This window comes from Halorarius litoreus, from assembly GCF_024362405.1.
GTDB lineage: Archaea > Halobacteriota > Halobacteria > Halobacteriales > Haloarculaceae > Halorarius > Halorarius litoreus.
This window is the reverse complement of the sequence record NZ_CP101454.1, coordinates 561,711-578,962: the sequence shown is the minus strand read 5'-3', so window position 1 is coordinate 578,962 and position 17,252 is coordinate 561,711. Positions and strand designations below refer to the sequence as shown.

Genomic DNA, 17,252 nt, shown 5'->3' with positions numbered 1-17,252 from the left:
TCAGCGGGGGAGGTTCGCCGTCGCCTCGCCGGTCAGGACGGTGCTGCCGTCCTGCGTGACGGCCTCGAACGTCACGTCCACGACGACGGTGTCGTCGTCGCGGTCGACCTCGGTCACCTCGCCGGTCACGCGGACGGTGTCGCCGGGCCACACCTGCGCGCTGAACCGGGTCTTGAACCGCTGGACGTGCGCGATACCGAACCAGTCGGTCACGAGCGTCGACGCGACCCCGGCGGTCAACATCCCCTGCCCGAACACGCTCGGGTAGCCCGCCTCACGGGCGTACGGCTCGTCGTAGTGGATGCGGGAGAAGTCACCGCTCGCGCCCGCGTACTTCACGAAATCGGGCCGTGTGAGGTCTTCGACAACGACCGTAGGGCCCTCGTCACCGACCGCGACCGTCTCGGCGGTGACCGGATACTCGGTCATTCCGGCCCCTCCTCGTCGCCGACCGGCTGGCCGGTCTCGATGCGCGTGTTGCGCGAGACGACGACCAGTTCGTCGTCGGCGTCCCGGTACTCGGTCTCGAACACCGCGAACGTCATCGTACCACCCTTGCCTCCCTCGCGCTGGTAGACGTCGGTGAGCGTCGTCACGCCGGTCAGCACGTCGCCCTCGCGGACCGGCCGCTCGAACTCGAACGCCTGTTCGCCGTGGACGCTCCGGTTCCGGTCGAACCCCAACTCGAAGCCGAACTCCCAGTCCGCGACCGGCGTCCGGTACTGTGGGAAGTACGACGTCCGGGTGAACGTCAGCGGCGCGACCACCGGCTCGTCGCGCTTCGTGGCGCGGAACGCGGGGTTGTCGTCGTGGATGGCGCGGGCGAACTCCTCGACCTTCCCGCCCTCGACCCGGAGGTTCCGGACGGTGACGTTCGACATGCCGACCTGCGCCTCAAGGTCCGCGAGTGGATAGCGTGGCATCGTCAGACCCGTGTGAGTTCCTCGCCGTCGCCGACGGTTTCCCGGAAGCTCTTCGCGAGCGACTCGATGGTCCAGCCGTCGTCGTTGACGGCCGCCCGGACGGTGTGTGGGTCGTTCATCAGCCCGACCATGTCGCCGCTCGCCCGCAGCGAGCAGCCGGTGATGTCGGTCGCCTCGTCGCTCATCATGTAGCCCACGAGCGGCGCGATCTTCTCGGGGGGTTTGTTCTCCTGATAGTTCTGTTTGAACTCCTCGTCTGGCATCGAGGCGATCATCCGGGTGTACGCCGACGGCAACAGGGCGTTCACCCGGACGTTGGTGCGGTGCAGCTCTTTGGCCGCCGTCCGCACCATCGCGAGGATGCCGCCCTTCGCGGCGGCGTAGTTCACCTGGCCGACGTTGCCGTTCGTCGCCGCCGTACTCGAGACGGCGAGGAACGACCGCTGGCTGTCGAGTCCGTCGCTGCCTGCCTGCTCGCGCCAGTGGGCCGCGAGGTTCCGCAGCAGCGCGAAGTGCCCACGGAGGTGGACGTTGATGACCGCGTCGAACTGCTCGCCGGTCATCTTGTAACAGATGCTGTCCTGCAGGATCCCCGCGAAGTTCACCGCGCCGTCGACGCGACCGTACGCGTCGAAGGCATCGGCGACGAGCGCCTCGGTGTACTCGAGTGAACTGATGTCGCCGTAGTGGGCCATCGCCGCGCCGCCGGCGTCCTCGATGGCGTCGACGACCTGCTGGGCCGGCTGTTCGGTCTCTGCTTCGCCGGTGAGCGAGACGCCGAGGTCGTTCACCACGACGGTCGCTCCCGCATTCCCGAGTTCGAGTGCCGTCGCCCGGCCGATACCGTTGCCACCGCCGGCGACGATGCAAACCTTGTCGGTCAACATAGTGTGTGAGACTCCCCCCCACCACGCAAAAGCGTTGTGTCGCTCGTGGCCCGTCACGCCCGCAGGGCATCCGCGGGCCATCACCGGGTTCACCGGTATCTTTTTGCGCCGATACCCGAAAGCTTGGTCATGGGTGACTCGGCCAGTCAGCGACAGCAGGACGGACTCCACTTCGAACCCTCCCAGCAGGTGCGGCTGTTCAAGAAACAGCTCGACGAGTTCCTCAGACAGGAGGTCGAACCTCTGGAAGACGAGTACGAGCAGTTCCTCGGCGAGTACGGCGAGCGCAACCGGGTCGGCGACGATGGGCGGCTCGTCGACGAGTATCTCGACGTCCGTGAGACCATCCAGCGGCGGTCACACGAGGCGGGGTTCTACACGATGTACATGCCTGAGGAGTACGGCGGCGGCGGGCTCTCGAACCTCGAGTTCACGCAGGTCATCGAGCACCTCCACTACCGCAACCCAGACGGCTTCCACGAACTCATCCTCGACACGCTCTCGGTGCGGCCGGCCGTCATCCCGATGGCCCACGACGACTACCAGCGGGAGCGCTACTTCGACCCCATCATGGCCGCCGACAAGCACCTCGCGTTCGGGCTCACGGAGCCCGACCACGGCAGCGACGTGACGTGGATGGACACGACCGCCGAGAAAGACGGTGACGAGTGGGTCATCAACGGGGCGAAGTGTTTCACGACGAACGCGCCCTACGCGGACTTCATCACCGTCTACGCCCGAACGTCCGGAGAGGACGGCGACGCCCGAGGCATCTCGTCGTTCATCGTCGACGCCGACAACCCGGGCTGGGAGGTCGGTAAGGTCCAGCCGCCGATGGGGACGCAGGTCGGCGAGCAGTCGTTCAACCACTTCACGAACTGCCGGGTTCCGGATTCGCACATGGTCGGCGAGGAGGGCGAGGCGCTCATCGACGCGATGTCGTGGGTCAACGCCGCGCGAATCCGACTGCCTGCCGAAGCGGTGGGCCGCTGTCAGTGGATGGTCGAGCAGTGTATCGAGTACGCGAAGGACCGCAAGACGTTCGGCAAGCCCATCGGCGAGCGCCAGTTCGTCCAGGGGCACCTCGCCGACATGCGCGCGGACATCGAGATGGTGCGGTGGCTCTACCGCTACGCAGCGTGGGAGATCGACCGCGACAACGAGCCCCGGTGGCTGCTCAGTGCGGCCAAACTCCGCGGGGCAGAACTCTGGTGGGACGTCGCCGACCGCGCCGTCCAGATTCACGGCGGAGCAGGCTACATGCGCTCGCTCCCGTTCGAGAGCGAACTCCGGACGGCGCGGGCCGCCCGCATCTACGACGGCACCGACGAGGTCCAGCGCCGGACCATCGCCCGCGACCTCCTGAACCTCTGAAGTCGCTACGAGTAGCGTTTCGTCAGCTCCTCGATGCCGTCACAGAGGACATCACAGCCCCGCTCGGCGAGTTCGTGCGTGAGCACGAGCGGCGGCAGCAGCCGAATCACACAGCCGTGGCGGCCCGAGACCCAGACGACGAGGCCGTGGTCGAGACAGTAGCGCTGGAGTTCGGAGACGAACTCGCTGAACGGCTCCCCATCGCAGTCGTGGAACTCGACGCCCGTGAGCATCCCCTCGCCGCGCACCTCCGCGACGTAGGGGCTGGTCCCTCCCGCGGCGCGGAGCCGTTCGCGAATTAGCTCACCCACCTCCTGACCGTGCGCCAACAGGTCGTGCGCCTCGATGTACTCGATGGCGCGGGTGCCCGCCACCATCGCGGGGACGTAGCCTCTGAACGTTCCCTTGTGGGTCCCCGGCTCCCAGGTATCGAACTTCTCGTGGAACATGATGCCCGAGAGTGCGTGGCCGCCGCCGAGCGCCTTCCCCATCGCGATGGCGTCGGGCGTCGTCTCGGACCACTCGCTGGCGAACCACTTGCCCGTCCGGCCCATCCCGGTCTGGATCTCGTCGAGGACGAGCATGAGGTCGTGTTCGTCACAGAGTTCTCGGACCCGCGGCAGGAACTCGCGGGGTGGAACCACGACGCCACGCGAGCCCTGGATGGCCTCGACCCACACGCCGATGGGGTCCGGGATGCCGCTGTAGGGGTCTTCGAGCAGCTCCTGGAGCTCGCGGATGGAGCGGTCGACGGCCTCCTCCGGGCTGACGCCCTGCTGGAGCGGATACGGGTACGGGACGTGCTCGACGCCGGGGACGTACGGCCCCCGGCCCTTCGTCTTGTACTTGTTCACGCCGCTGAGCGAGAGCGCCCCCGCGGTCTGGCCGTGGTTCCCACCCCGGAAGGCGACGAGTGAGGAGCCGTCGCTGTTGGCCCGTGCGAGCTTGATGCTCGCCTCGATGGCGTCGGTGCCGGTCGGCCCGCCGAACGCGAGGCGGCTGTTCCCCGCGAGGTCGCCGGGCGCGATGCCAGACAGCGCCTCTAGGAATTCGACGCGCGCCTCGCTCGGGAAGTCGAGTGTGTGGGTGATGCGCCCCGACTGGTCCTGGACGGCCTCCACCACGTAGGGGTTCGAGTAGCCGACGTTGAGGACGCCCGCCCCGGCGACGAAGTCGATGTAGACGTTGCCGTCGGCGTCGCGCAGCGTCGCGCCCCGGCCCTCCTCGAAGGCGACGGGGAGCGACCGGGGGTAGGTGACGACCTGGCTCTCGAGTTCGAACTGGCGGTCGATGAGCGCCTGCGAGCGCGGGCCGGGCACCGACGAGACGTTCGGCGCGTCGGGGAAATGCAGTTCCGCTATCGGGGGGCCGACTGTCATGGCTGCCAATTCGCCCTGTTCGACAAATAGCTTTGGTCCAGCGACCTCCTCGAGAGTCAGTCGCCGAGGTGTGCGCGAACCGCGGCGAGTCGGTCGCCCAACAGCGACCGGGCCGCGCCAACCTCGTGGCCGATACGGACGAGGTCGAACCCCGCGTCGAGCGCGGCGGTCGTCGCGTCGGCCGACGACGCGGTCCGCCCCACCGGAACGCCCGCAGACTGCGATGCTTCGCGAACCGTTTCGATGGCGGCCGTCACCTCGGGATGGGTGGTCTCCAGCGGGTGGCCCGCGGACACCGAAAGGTCGCTCGGCCCGACGAACGTGAACCCGAGCTCGGGCACAGCGAGGATGTCGTCGACGTTCGCGACCGCAGTCAGGTTCTCTAGCATCACGCCGACGAGGACGTTCGCGTCCTGTCGGGCGGCGTATTCGTCGGTGTCGCCGCCCCAGCCGCTGGCTCGCGCCCCGGCGTAGCCGCGTTCACCGACGCCGCCGTCGTACGTGAATTGGGAGGCCTCGACGGCCTGCCTGACTTCGGCTGCGGTCTCGACCCGGGGAATCAGCAGGTTCCGAACGCCCGTATCGAGCACCTTCCGAATCAGCGAGGGGTCACCCGACGGGAGCCGGACGAGCGGTTCGATGTCCGCGGCGTCGGCCGCTCGCGCGAGCCCCGCGACGACCGTGGCGTCCTCGGGGTGTGGCCCCGCGTTCTCGAAGTCGAGCCAGACGAAGTCGAGCCCGAGCGCGCCGTACACCTCGACGAACGCCGGGTCGAGCGTCGTGACACCCGCACCGAGCACCGGTTCGCCCCGTTCGACCGCCAGTCGGAGGGGGTTCGTCGTCCGTCTCTCACTCACGGACGACCACCTGTGCGGGCCCGAACGCGCCGTGCTCGGCTTTGTTCGTCGTGATGTCGACGGCTTCCTCGAACGCGTCGAGCCCCTGCACCTCGTGGGTGATGCAGCCGGCGATGTCGACCCGGCCGTCGGCGACGAGCTTCGCCGCGAGGTCGCCCGAGTCGGCGTTCGGGCCGAGCGAGACGACGCCACGCAGGGGATTGATCCACTGGACGTGCTTCGAGCGCATCATTCGCGGGCTCACCGTCAGCTCGCCGGCGATGCTCCCCACCTGCACGATGCGGCCGCCCGAGCGGAGCATCCGGACGGCCTGTGCGAGCGGGTCGGTCCCCTCGTTGGCGTGCGACTGGTCGCCCCCCACACATTCGAGCACCACGTCGGCACCGATGCCGTCGGTGCGCTCGTCGACGACCGCGACGGGGTCCTCGGCCGAGGCGTCGACGCCCACCATCCCCTGTGACTCGGCCAGCTCGACCTTCTCCGCGTTCACGTCGACGGCGATGACCTCGCCGGCGCCCTGCTGGAGCGCGAGCTGGCCACACTGGTAGCCCATCACCCCGGCACCCACGACGACGACCACGTCGCCGTCGGCGATCTGGGCGTCGCGCACACAGAGGACGGCGCTCGCCATCGGCTGGAGCGCCGCGCCCTCCGCGTCGGAGACGCCGTCGGGGACGCGACGGAGCGGTCCCGGCGGGAGCGTCAGGTACTCCGCACACGCGCCGGGCGTCTGGAGCCCGATGGTCGCCTTGGCCTTGCAGAAGTGGGTGTAGCCGGCCTCGCAGTACGTACACTCGTTGCAGGCGAGCTTTCCCGCGGCGTACACCCGGTCGCCGACGGCGAACTCGTGGACGTCGTCACCGACTTCCGCGACCTCGGCACAGAACTCGTGGCCGAACAGCAGGCCGTCACCCGCAGCCAGCCGGTCACGGACCGACTCGTAGTGGACGACCGCTGCTCCATGATAGAGCTGACACTCCGTGATGCTCAACTGGACGCGCTTGACGGCCAGCAGCAGTTCGCCGGCCGCCGGCTCCGGCGTCGGCACGTCCGCCACGCGACACTCCTCGAAGTCATCGCACACGATCGCTCGCATACTCCACGATTCGGGCAGTCCGTAATAGCCGTTGTGTCGGACGGTAGCGACAGGCACGCTTAATACCGCCGACCGACCAGAACGAACGACCGACATGCCCAGAACGCTCACCGACGGTATCCAGTGGATTCAGGGCTGTATCCCCCGCCCCGGACTCACTGCCGACTACGTGGCCGACCCGCCGGACTGGTACGAGCCGGACCGCGAGGTCCACACCTGCCAGAACGCCTACCTCGTGACGGGCGACCGGACGCTGCTGTTCGACACGCTCTCGCCGGCGAACCGAGACCACGTGCTCGCGGAGCTCGACCACGCGCTGGGGGGCCGCGACCTCGACTATCTGGTCGTCTCGCATCCCGAGGCCCCCCACGCCGGCAACGCGTTCGCCATCCTCGACGCCCACCCGGAGGCGACGCTCGTCGCGCCGGCCCACGGCAACGAACACGAGCTGTACCACCTCGGTGACGCCGACCGGGTCGCCCCCGGCGACACCATCGACCTCGGTGGCAAGCGCGTCGAGTTCCTCCAGCCGCTGTTCCTCGACCACGCCATGCACATCTGGCTGCGCGAGACGACGACGGGCACCTTCTTTCCGGTCGACTGGCTCGGCTTCCCTCACATGGCCGGCGAGTGCCTGACCGTCGTCGAGGAGCTCGACCACGAGGTGACGGTCGACCAGCTGCTCGCGTTCCACGGCCGGGTGTTCTTCTGGTACCAGTACGCCGACGTGGCGAAGACGAACGGCGTCGTCGAGGAACTCGCCGACCGCCACGCCGAGGACATCGTCGCACCGGCACACGGGCTGCCCATCACGGTCGACGCGGATCGGTTCATCCGCCGGATGGCGACGGTCGTCGAGCACGTGAACGAACGCGGTCGACTGGACGTGTTCGGCTGATGGCGGTCCAGCTCACCGACGAGGTGACGTGGCTCGCCGAGAGCTACCCACACGGCGAGCGCCACCTCCACGTCTCCGTCTATCTCCTCGAACACGCGGGGACGCGCATCCTCGTCGACTCCGGGTCGTTCTACCACCGCGAGCAGATCGACGCACAGCTCGCCGAGACCATCGGCGACGCGCCCGTCGACGCGCTCGTTCTCTCACACGCCGACCTGCCGCACTCGGGGAACGTCCCCGAGTTCCGCGAGCGGTGGCCCGACCTGACGCTCGTGTCGTCGTCGGGCTCGCCCGCGGTCGTCGGCCTCGGACACGCCGACGTGACCGCCAAAATCGGCGGCACCATGGACATCTGTGGCCGGACGTTCTCGTTCGTCGACCCGCCGCTCGCGGACATCCAGCACACGACGTGGATATTCGACCACAGCTCGGGCGTGCTGTTCACGGCCGACGGCTTCGGCAACTACCACGCCCCCGAACACGCCGGGAAGCCGTTCGGCGCCGTCGACGGCGGCATCCCCACCGACGACATCCACGACTACCACCGGAACGCGCTCCGCTGGCTCTGTTACGTCGACCCCTCGCGGCTCGACCCGGCCATCGACGCCCTGTTCGAAGAGCTCGACGTGTCGGTCGTGGCGCCGACGCACGGCAACCCCATCGAGGCCGCCGACCTCCCCGAGTACCGGTCACGGCTTCGGGAGGCAGTCGAGCGGATTGCACAGGCTGACCCCCACGACCTGTAGGCTCAGCAGTCGAGCGTCGCCCCCGGTGGCACCACGTCGACGTCGACCGTCTCGTCGACGCCCCGCTCCCGGCAGTGTTCCACGAACGCCTCGGGTCGCGGTGACCCCGCCGCGTAGTGCATCGGGACGATGGTGTGGACGTACGGTGCGAGCCACTCGGCGACGAGGGCGGCCTCCTCGGGGAACAGCTCCGGCGAGTAGCCCAGGCCGGCCGCGCCGACCGGGAGACAGCAGACCGTCGGCTCGTACAGTTCGGCGAACAGCTCGATGTCGCTGAAGATGGCCGTGTCCCCGAGATGGTAGATGGTCTCGCCGCCGAACTCGATGACGTACGCTTGCGCCTCGCCGATGAGCCGCTCGTCGAAGAACTGCGAGGGGTGGTGTGCTTCGAGGATGCGTGCGTACCAGCTGTCTCCCTCGGCTTCCATCCCCCAGACGTAGCGCCGTATCAGCTCGTCCGGGAGCTGGTCGCGGAGGACGATGCTCGTCGCACAGTCACAGACGATGGGCGCGTTCGCCAGCTGGGCGATGGCCGGCGCGTCGCCGAGGTGGTCGTCCGCCCCGTGCGTGACGAATATCGTCTCGACGTCGGTGAACGACTCGACGGTGGCCGTCGTCTGTGGGTTGTCGGTGAGCCAGGGGTCGACGAGGATGCTGTTCCCGTCGTCGTCGGTGAACTCGAACGCGGCCCCACCGTGGTAGGATAGCTCCATACCGTCGACTCTCGCTGATGGAGTACTTACCGTTTCCGTCGGTCGTCATTCGTCGGTCATCGTTCGCCGTCGGCCATCGTTCGCCGTCGGCCGTACTCGTCCGTCGGTCAGCCGCCGGCCGCTCACGGTACCCGCTGCGGTCGCAGGTCGCCACCGAGCAGGGTGGCGACCACGAGGACGAACACCAGCACCACCAGCCCGGCGCAGGCCAGATACTCCGCGCGGAAGCCGAACTGCACCGCCACCGGTAGCGCGACGAGGGGGCCGAGCGAGGAGCCGAGGTCCCCGAAGACGTTGTAGACGCCCCCCAGCTTCCCCACGTCGCCCTCCGGGCTGATGTCACCGAGGTACGCCAACAGCGGCGGGTTCGTCCCGCCGACGCCGACGCCGATGCACGCGACGCCGACCAGCGTGGTCGGCAGCGTCGGGAACAGCCCCAGCAGCGCGAAGCCGAACGCGAACACCGACAGCGCGGGGAGGGTGATGAGCGCCCGGTTGCCGACCGCATCCGAGAGCGTCCCGGCGGCGACCGTCGTGCCGCCGGCGAACAGGACGCTGAGCGCCATGATGAGCCCGCTGGCGCCGACGGCGGAGAAGTCGCCGATGCCGATACCGTACGTCTGGGCGTAGAGGACGACCGTCGAGAGCAGGACACCGGCGAACAGAAACCGGACGGCGAAGTTCACGACCCCGATGAGGGCGATCCGGGGCTCGCGTCGCACGACGCTCGGCAGCTCTCGGAGGCTCGTGGCGGTCTCGACCGCGGGTCTGAGGTCCGGCAACACGGCGGCGGCGACGACTGCTGCGAGCAGTCCCAGCACCCCCGCCGTCCCGAACGCGACGTCGTAGCTGTAGAAGTCGGTCAACAGCCCCCCGGCGACGAGGCCGGTCGGGAACCCCATGCTCTGTGCCCCCCGGAAGTACCCGATCCACCGCCCGCGGTTCGTCTCGCTCGTCACGTGGACGACCGTGCTGAACGAGCCGACGAAGACGAACGCGGAGCCGACGCCCCAGACGGCTCGCGCGAGGATGAACAGCGCTGCCGAATCCAGCCCCGGCACGAGGTCGGGGTGGAGGCCGAGGACGTAGCCGAAGGGGGCGGCCCCCTGCAGGCCGAACCCGACGATCATCGGCCGTCGCGTTCCCAGCCGGTCGATTATCTCGCCGGCAGGGGTGTTCATCACCGTCCGCGTGATGCGGTTGGTCGAGAGGATGAGGCCGACGAGGAGCGGCGAGATGCCGAGGACGGCCCCCAGCGTCGGCAGCGTCGGGAACGCCACCCCACCACCGAGCCCCCCGATGAACACGCCCGCGACGAGGCTGCCGACGATGGTCGGCACGTGGTAGTCGTCGGCGTCGGGTGTCGGGGGCATTCGGTGACTCCACGGAGCGATAGAATCATAAACCGCGTGTGACCATTTAACGCTATGGATGCAGACACGGCCGTCGATTCGGGGACGCTACTGGACCGACTGGTGGACGGGGGAGTCGTCGAGCCAGCCGACGGGGGAGACCGGCTCCGACTGACCGACGCGTTCACCGACCGACTCGATGCCACTCGGGCGACGCTCGCGGACCTCGACTCGGCAGCGCGGCGCGAGACGCTGTCGGAGCACGTCGAGGCCCCCGCCGAGGTCGACGCGGTTCTGGACGTCAGCGACCACGACGAGGAGATACTCGTCGAGTATCTGGCGGTCGCCGACCACGTCGCACAGCTCTCGCACGCCGACCGGCTCCGCGTGCTCCCGGTCGTCGACGCGCTGCGTCGCGACCCCCCCGCCGACCACGGCAGCCCGGCGGCGTTCACGCCCGTCCACGGCGACCGGCTCCCGCTGCTGCTGCGGGTCCACCCGGAAGCGGTCGTGTACGTCTGGCTCGACGACTGCACGGACTGCGACCAGATGCGCGCGACCCTCGACGAGCTGTTCGAGGCGGCGCCCGACGACGTCGCGTTCTTCTCCGTCTACGGCCCCGACGCCCCACGCATCCTGCAGGAACGCTATGGGGTGCCGGGTGGCCCCGCGACGCTGTTCATCCACGAGGGGACGGTCGACGCCCGACTCTACGGAGCACAGTACGAGAGCGTCGTCGAGAGCGAACTGCGGACGCTCCGCGAGGTCGCCTCGGCGTAGCGTCGGTTGGAGTCGAAAAACGTGTGACTCAGTCGGCCGCTTCGACCGTCACACGGGGGTCGATGTAGCTGTACAGCAGGTCGATGGCCCAGTTGCCGAGCAGGATGAACACCGCCAGCAGCAGGAAGATGAACTGGACGACCGCGAAGTCACGACCCAGCACGGCCTGCACGAGCGCCTGTCCGATGCCCGGCCAGTTGAACACGACCTCCAGCAGCACGAGCCCGCTCAGTGCGCGCGTCATCGCGATGGGGTAGAGCGTGAGCGCCGGCAGGCTAGCGTGCTTCGCGAGGTGCCGGTAGCGGTTGAGCTTCGGCAGCCCGGTGATGCGCTGGTAGTGGATGAAGTCCTGGCCGAGCACCTCGACCACGCTCGTCCGCATCACGAGCGCCGGCGTGTTGATGTACCGGAGGACGATGACCGTGAACGGCAGGATGTAGTGGATCGCGAAGTCACCCGACGTGTACGGCTTCCACCACGGGAGCCCCTCGAACGCCCCTGCGTTGATGGGCGACAACATCCCCGAGGAGGGGAACCAGTCGAGCCAGCTCGAGAAGATGACGATCATGACGATACCGAGGAAGAAGATGGGGAGCGTCCCCATCACGACGGTCCCGACGATGCCGAACCGCTCGATGCGGGTGCCGCGCTTGCTGCCGAGGATGGTCCCGATGATCGCACCGACGATGTACCCGAGGGTGATGGCGGGCGCGACCAGGATGAACGTGTTGAAGATCCGCATCTGGACGTAGTCCCACACCGGGGCGCGAGCGCCGAGCGAGAAGCCGGCGTCGAGCGTCAGCAGGTTCGCGATGTAGTTGATGTACTGGATGTGCAGCGGCTGGTCGAGGCCCCACTTCCGCACCAGTTCCTGTGCGGTCTCTGGAGGGATGCCTTCGTACAACATCATGTCGATGAAGTCCCCCGGCATCAGCCGGAAGAAGAAGAACAGGAACGTGATGATCATCCACAGGAGGAACACCGTCTGGATGGACCGGTAGACGAAGTAGCGGCGGCGGCTCATCGGTCGGTCACCTCGTCGGCCGCAGCCGTCGGTCGCGGCCGACTGTGGCTGCGTTCAGTCATCGCCCGGCACCTCCAGTTCCTCGGTCGTTCGTTCGTATTCAGCATGGTCGTAGTACAGGTGACAGGAGACGTGGTGCCCCTCGTGCTCGATGAACGCCGGCGTCTTCTCACAGATGTCCATCCGCTCCGGACACCGGTCGCGGAACCGGCAGCCCTCACCGAGGCCGATGGGGTCGGGCGTCGACCCCTCGAGCGTCGTCCGCTCCCGGTCGTGGTTCGGGTCCGGGATCGGAATCGCGTTGATGAGCGCCTTCGAGTAGGGGTGTTTCGGGTCCTCGAGGATGTCCATCGTCGGCGCCGTCTCGACGATGCGACCGAGGTACATCACGTTGATGTCGTCGCAGATGTAGCTGACCGTCGACAGGTCGTGTGAGATGTAGATGATCGAGAGGTTCATCTCCTCCTTGAGGCGGGCGAGCAGCTTCAGGATGACCGCCTGCGTCGAGACGTCCAGCATCGACACCGGCTCGTCCGCGAGGATGACGTCCGGGCGCAGGACGAGCGCCCGGGCGATGGCGACCCGCTGTTTCTCGCCGCCCGAGAGCTGGTCGGGGAAGCGGTCGATGTAGCGCTCCGGCGGCCGGAGTTCGACCTGTTCGAGCGTCTCGTAGACGCGCTCCTCCTTGTTCTCGATGCCGTGGACATCGAGGGGGATCGTGAGCGTCTCCCGGACCGACATCTTCGGGTCGAGCGAGTCGAACGGGTTCTGGAAGATGACCTGCACCTCCCGGCGGAACTGCTTCCAGTCGCGCTTGTCGAACGTCGAGATGTCGCGACCCTTGAACGTCACACTGCCGCCGGTCCCGTTCATGAGGCCGAGCAGCACCATCAGCAGCGTCGTCTTCCCGCAGCCGCTCTCGCCGATGACGCCCTTCGACTCGTTCTCGTGGAGCGTGAACGTGACGTCGTCGACCGCCTTCACCGTCTCGGGCTTGCGACCCAGGACCGTGTCGAGGATGCCCTGGCTCTGGTCGAAGTACTTCTCGAGGTTCCGTACCTCGAGCAGCGGCTCGGCGTCGGTCACGGCGACTCACCTTCGGTGGTCGTCCCTCCGACGGTCGTATCGACGGGGCCCTCGTAGAGCTCGTACACCTCGTCCCAGCGGACGCAGGCGGCCCGGTGTTGGCCCTCGGTGTCGACCGATTCGAGCGGCGGGGCACCCTGCCGGCACTCCTCGATGGCCCACGGGCAGCGGTCGACGAACGTGCACTCGGTCACCTCGCCGAGATACTGCGGCGGCGACCCCTTGATGGTACCGAGTTCGCGTTTCGGGTTGCGGACGTCCGGGAACGCCTCCTGCAGGAGGATGGCGTACGGGTGTCGCGGCGTGTTGAACACGTCGTCGACGTCGCCGGACTCCGCGAGCTGGCCGCCGTGCATGACGCCCATGGTGTCACACGACTCGAACACGAGGCTGATGTCGTGGGTGATGAGGAGCATGCTCATCTCGTACTCCTCCTGCACCCGGTCGATGTACTTGAAGATCTGGTCCTGCATGATGACGTCGAGCGCCGTCGTCGGCTCGTCGGCGATGATGAGCGACGGGTTGAGGAACAGCGCGAGCGCGATGATGGCTCGCTGCTGCATCCCGCCGGAGAACTGATGCGGGTACTCCTTCACCCGCTCGGGTTTGAGCCCGACCGTCTCGAACAGCTCCTTGAACCGCTCGAGCGCCTCCTTCTTGGTCATCTTCGTGTGGACATCGGCCAGTTCGAGCGCGTGTTCGTCGATGCGCTTCAGCGGGTCGAGGCTGTTCATCGACCCCTGGGGGATCTGTGAGATCTCCTTCCACCGGATCGTCTTGTTCCACTGCGCCTCGGTGAAGTCCTGTATCTCCTCGCCGCGGTACTTGATGGTGCCCGAGGCGACCTCGCCGTTGTCGTCGAGGCCGCCGATCATCGCGTTGACGATGGTGCTCTTCCCGCAGCCGGACTCGCCGACGAGCCCGAAGTACTCGCCCTCGTCGACGGTGAACGAGACGCCCGAGACGGCCGTGAGTGGCCCCTCGTTGGTTCGGTACTGGATGGTGAGGTCCTCGACTTCGAGTAGTGGCTCGCCCATCGAATCACCCCGCCTCCACGAACGCCGTGTCGCCGGCCTGCCCGGTCACGATCTCCTCGTACTTGCGGCCGAACATGAACGCCGAGAGCACCGTCAGCGAGATGAGGACGCCCGGCGTGAGCGACCACCAGAAGTTCTCGATGTAGCCGTTCGAGTAGGCGTTGCGGATCATGATACCCCACGAGGGGACGAACGGGTCCGAGACGCCGATGAACGCGAGCCCAGCCTGCACGAGAATGGAGAAGCCGATACCCAGCGAGAAGAACAGGATCATCATCGGTGCGATGTTCGGGATGAAGTGCTTGCGGACGATCGCGAACGACCCCATACCGGTCGCTCGGGCCGCGAGGATGAAGTTCCGCTCCTTGATCTGGAGGACCTGTGAGCGGAGGACGCGGGCGCTGCTGCGCCAGAGCAGTGCCCCCAACACGATGATGGTGGTGAAGAGGCCGAAGCCGAACAGCGCGAGCAACACGATGGCGAACGGGATGAGCGGCACGCCGTACACGAAGTCGGTGAACCGCATCAGGACGTTCTCCACCCAGCCACCGAAGTAGCCGGCGGTCACGCCGATGGTCGTCCCGATGGTGATGATCATCGCCCCGCCGAGCAGCCCCGTGATGATGGTCGGCCGGGCACCGATGATGAGCCGGGAGAGCACGTCCTGGCCGAGATGGTTCGTCCCGAGCGGGTGGGCCGGCGACGGCGAGGCGCCGATGAGCAGGAGGCCGTCCGCGTCCGTCTGGCTCGCCGTGTAGTCGTAGGGGGCGAGGTACGGACCGAACGCGGCGAGGAAGATGACGAACGCCAGGAACCCGGCGTACAACGAGATCTCCTTGTCGTTCGTTATGACCGAGATGACACCTTCCAGCCGAGCTGGAAGGGATGGAATTGCATCACTCACGGGTATGGCTGGCATTGGCACATCCTTTCCGTGTCGGGGTAAATAAGTTTCGCCTGCGGGAACGCGCCCGAACCGAGTGTGCGACGAATCGGCTGGTACAGCGCCGCTATAGCCAAAACTCGGTGTGCGGTGGTCGCGCTCGACTGGGCGCTGAGGTACATTTAACCGTCCCCCCGACGGACGAGCGAGCATGTCGGGCAGTCTCGACGTCGACATCGACCCCCCGGTCTGTACGCTCACCCTCTCGAACCCCGGGAAGCGCAACGCGCTCTCGTCGTCGTTCCTCCCCGAGGTCGGCGAGACGCTCGACTCGCTCGCCGAGCGAACCGACGTCCGGTGTGTGGTTCTCACCGGCGCGGGCGACGCGGCGTTCTGTGCCGGCTACGACATCTCCGAGTTGTCGACCGACCAGCGCGATCGCGAGCGGCTCGTCGAGGACACGACCCGGACGCTCCGCGAGTTCCCGTATCCGACCGTCGCCCGGCTCAACGGCGACACCGTCGGCGCCGGGATGAACCTCGCGGGCGCCTGTGACCTCCGAGTCGCCGTCGACGAGGCGCGGTTCGGCGTGACTCCGGCGAAACTGGGTAACGTCTACAGCTACGACGGCATCCAGCAGCTGGTCGACATCGTCGGCCCCGCCGACGCGAAGGAGCTGCTGTTCACGGCCGACCTGCTCTCCGCCGAGCGCGCCGAACGGATGGGGCTCGTCCACTACGTCGTCGACCGCGAGTCGCTCGACGACCGGGTGGCCGACCTCGCCGACACCGTCGGCTCGAACGCCCCGCTCTCGCTGTCGGGGATGAAGCGCATCGTCAACGCCATCACCGAACGGAATCGATTCGACGCTGCCGAGCGCGAGTGGGCGGCCCGCATCCGCACCGAAGCACGCGAGAGCCACGACCACGAGGAGGGGAAACGCGCGTTCGCGGAGAAGCGCCGCCCGGAGTTCGAGGGCCGGTGACAGGGCTGCCCGAAACTATATGTGGACGAACAGGGTCTCTCGGGCATGGTCGAGCCGTTACGTCACGTCACAGTCATCGACACGACTCGCTTCCTCGCCGGACCGTTCTGCACACAGCTCCTCGGTGACCTCGGCGCCGAGGTCATCAAGGTCGAGCCCCCCGGTGGCAGCCCCAACCGGGGGACGACCCCCGAGCAGAACGGGATGGGGTCGACGTTCATCTCGCGCAACCGGAACAAGAAGTCCATCGTCGTGAACCTGAAGACCGACGAGGGGCGCGAGCTGATGGAGGCCCTCGTCGCCGAGGCGGACGTCCTCGTCGAGAACTTCAGCCTCGGCGTGATGGAGCGACTGGGGCTAGGCTACGACTACCTCTCGACCGAGGTCAATCCGGGACTCGTCTACGCCTCCATCAAGGCGTTCGGCGAGAGCGGCCCCGCGAAGGACCGGAAGGGTGTCGACCCGATGATGCAGGCGGAGGCCGGGCTGATGAGCGTCACCGGCGAGGAGGACGGCGACCCCGTCAAAGTCGGCGTCTCCATCGGCGACATGGGTGCGGGCCTCTACAGCGCCATCGCCATCCTCACCGCGCTCAACTACCGCGACCAGACGGGCGAGGGACAGAAGGTCGAGACGGACCTGTTCGGCACCGTCACCTCGTTCATGGAGGAGCACGTCACCGCCTACAGCATCAGCGGCGAGAACCCCCGGCCGGTCGGGACCAAACAGGCGAACGCCGTCCCCTCCGAACTGTTCGAGACGGCCGACGGCCACATCATGGTCAACGCCTCCATCCCGACGCTCTGGGAGCGGCTCGTCGCGGACGTCCTCGAGGAGGACCACCTCCTGCAGTACGACTCGTCGGAGAAACGCCAGGACCACTACGACGACATCATGGCCGTCCTCCGCCCGCGGCTCCGCGAGCAGACCACCGTCGAGTGGCAGGCCGTCCTCGACGAACACGGCATCCCGAACGGCGCGTTGAGCCAGGTCAGCGACGTCGTCGCGCACCCCCACGCGCGGGAACGCGGAGACGTGTTCGACTACACCGACGACACGGTCGGTGAGGTGACGATGGCCGGCTACCCGCTACACTTCTCGAAATCACAGACGAGCGTCCGGTCCGGTCCCCCCGCACTCGGTGAGCACACCGACGAGGTGCTGGCTGACCTTCTCGGGCTCGACGCCGACACCATCGCCGGGTTCCACGACGACGGTATCGTCGGCTGATC

At 67.5% G+C, this 17,252-nt stretch carries 18 protein-coding genes; 6 read left to right on the top strand and 12 right to left on the bottom strand.

Translation table 11 applies throughout. From position 1 onward, the window contains the following. The 3 genes from NL126_RS03095 to NL126_RS03085 are packed head-to-tail and all read right to left on the bottom strand — an operon-like array spanning window position 1 to window position 1,810. On the bottom strand, window positions 1-429 hold the full coding sequence (locus NL126_RS03095) for a MaoC/PaaZ C-terminal domain-containing protein (RefSeq protein ID WP_255197449.1): 429 nt from the start codon (window positions 427-429) through the stop codon (window positions 1-3). After that, window positions 426-923: an FAS1-like dehydratase domain-containing protein gene (locus NL126_RS03090; protein ID WP_255197448.1), complete on the bottom strand. Its 498-nt coding sequence runs from the start codon at window positions 921-923 to the stop codon at window positions 426-428. Before NL126_RS03090 ends, NL126_RS03095 begins: the two co-directional genes overlap by 4 nt. Window positions 924-925: 2 nt before the next feature. Continuing rightward, entirely contained in the window at window positions 926-1,810 is an 885-nt protein-coding gene (locus NL126_RS03085) for an SDR family oxidoreductase (protein ID WP_255197447.1), read from the bottom strand. Between the two features lie 129 nt (window positions 1,811-1,939). Between NL126_RS03085 and NL126_RS03080 the strand changes: the two genes are divergently transcribed. After that, window positions 1,940-3,184, top strand: a complete 1,245-nt coding sequence (locus NL126_RS03080; protein ID WP_255197446.1) for an acyl-CoA dehydrogenase family protein — start codon at window positions 1,940-1,942, stop codon at window positions 3,182-3,184. Between the two features lie 5 nt (window positions 3,185-3,189). On the opposite strand, the gene NL126_RS03075 is transcribed toward NL126_RS03080, so the two are convergent. The 3 genes from NL126_RS03075 to NL126_RS03065 are packed head-to-tail and all read right to left on the bottom strand — an operon-like array spanning window position 3,190 to window position 6,516. After that, the gene (locus NL126_RS03075) at window positions 3,190-4,563 is read right to left on the bottom strand and encodes an aspartate aminotransferase family protein (RefSeq protein ID WP_255197445.1); all 1,374 of its coding nucleotides are present in this window, start codon (window positions 4,561-4,563) and stop codon (window positions 3,190-3,192) included. Between the two features lie 56 nt (window positions 4,564-4,619). Then, the gene (locus NL126_RS03070; RefSeq protein WP_255197444.1) at window positions 4,620-5,420 is read right to left on the bottom strand and encodes an HpcH/HpaI aldolase family protein; all 801 of its coding nucleotides are present in this window, start codon (window positions 5,418-5,420) and stop codon (window positions 4,620-4,622) included. Then, window positions 5,413-6,516: a zinc-dependent alcohol dehydrogenase gene (locus NL126_RS03065; protein WP_255197443.1), complete on the bottom strand. Its 1,104-nt coding sequence runs from the start codon at window positions 6,514-6,516 to the stop codon at window positions 5,413-5,415. The genes NL126_RS03070 and NL126_RS03065 overlap by 8 nt, the downstream gene beginning before the upstream one ends. 94 nt (window positions 6,517-6,610) lie before the next feature. Here NL126_RS03065 and NL126_RS03060 point away from each other — a divergent pair, with 94 nt between their 5' ends. Continuing rightward, window positions 6,611-7,414 (top strand): MBL fold metallo-hydrolase, encoded by an 804-nt coding sequence (locus NL126_RS03060; protein ID WP_255197442.1) that lies wholly within the window; start codon window positions 6,611-6,613, stop codon window positions 7,412-7,414. Continuing rightward, complete coding sequence (locus tag NL126_RS03055; protein ID WP_255197441.1) at window positions 7,414-8,160, top strand: MBL fold metallo-hydrolase; 747 nt, start codon at window positions 7,414-7,416, stop codon at window positions 8,158-8,160. Before NL126_RS03060 ends, NL126_RS03055 begins: the two co-directional genes overlap by 1 nt. A 2-nt stretch (window positions 8,161-8,162) precedes the next feature. On the opposite strand, the gene NL126_RS03050 is transcribed toward NL126_RS03055, so the two are convergent. Together NL126_RS03050 and NL126_RS03045 are read right to left on the bottom strand one after the other, a co-directional pair. Next, window positions 8,163-8,873: an MBL fold metallo-hydrolase gene (locus NL126_RS03050; protein WP_255197440.1), complete on the bottom strand. Its 711-nt coding sequence runs from the start codon at window positions 8,871-8,873 to the stop codon at window positions 8,163-8,165. Window positions 8,874-8,995: 122 nt separating this feature from the next. Then, complete coding sequence (locus NL126_RS03045) at window positions 8,996-10,246, bottom strand: MFS transporter (protein WP_255197439.1); 1,251 nt, start codon at window positions 10,244-10,246, stop codon at window positions 8,996-8,998. Between the two features lie 54 nt (window positions 10,247-10,300). Between NL126_RS03045 and NL126_RS03040 the strand changes: the two genes are divergently transcribed. After that, complete coding sequence (locus tag NL126_RS03040) at window positions 10,301-11,005, top strand: YbbN family protein (protein ID WP_255197438.1); 705 nt, start codon at window positions 10,301-10,303, stop codon at window positions 11,003-11,005. Between the two features lie 28 nt (window positions 11,006-11,033). Here the strand turns inward: NL126_RS03040 and NL126_RS03035 are convergent, their stop codons facing one another. The 4 genes from NL126_RS03035 to NL126_RS03020 are packed head-to-tail and all read right to left on the bottom strand — an operon-like array spanning window position 11,034 to window position 15,071. Further along, the gene (locus NL126_RS03035; protein WP_255197437.1) at window positions 11,034-12,029 is read right to left on the bottom strand and encodes an ABC transporter permease; all 996 of its coding nucleotides are present in this window, start codon (window positions 12,027-12,029) and stop codon (window positions 11,034-11,036) included. Window positions 12,030-12,083: 54 nt separating this feature from the next. Further along, entirely contained in the window at window positions 12,084-13,115 is a 1,032-nt protein-coding gene (locus NL126_RS03030; protein ID WP_255197436.1) for an ABC transporter ATP-binding protein, read from the bottom strand. After that, complete coding sequence (locus NL126_RS03025) at window positions 13,112-14,152, bottom strand: ABC transporter ATP-binding protein (RefSeq protein ID WP_255197435.1); 1,041 nt, start codon at window positions 14,150-14,152, stop codon at window positions 13,112-13,114. The genes NL126_RS03030 and NL126_RS03025 overlap by 4 nt, the downstream gene beginning before the upstream one ends. 4 nt (window positions 14,153-14,156) lie before the next feature. Continuing rightward, complete coding sequence (locus NL126_RS03020; protein ID WP_255197434.1) at window positions 14,157-15,071, bottom strand: ABC transporter permease; 915 nt, start codon at window positions 15,069-15,071, stop codon at window positions 14,157-14,159. A gap of 175 nt (window positions 15,072-15,246) precedes the next feature. On the opposite strand from NL126_RS03020, the gene NL126_RS03015 reads away from it, so the two are divergent. Further along, window positions 15,247-16,020 (top strand): enoyl-CoA hydratase/isomerase family protein, encoded by a 774-nt coding sequence (locus tag NL126_RS03015; RefSeq protein ID WP_255197433.1) that lies wholly within the window; start codon window positions 15,247-15,249, stop codon window positions 16,018-16,020. 45 nt (window positions 16,021-16,065) lie between these two features. Beyond that, window positions 16,066-17,250, top strand: a complete 1,185-nt coding sequence (locus tag NL126_RS03010; RefSeq protein WP_255197432.1) for a CaiB/BaiF CoA transferase family protein — start codon at window positions 16,066-16,068, stop codon at window positions 17,248-17,250. Window positions 17,251-17,252: the final 2 nt, after the last annotated feature.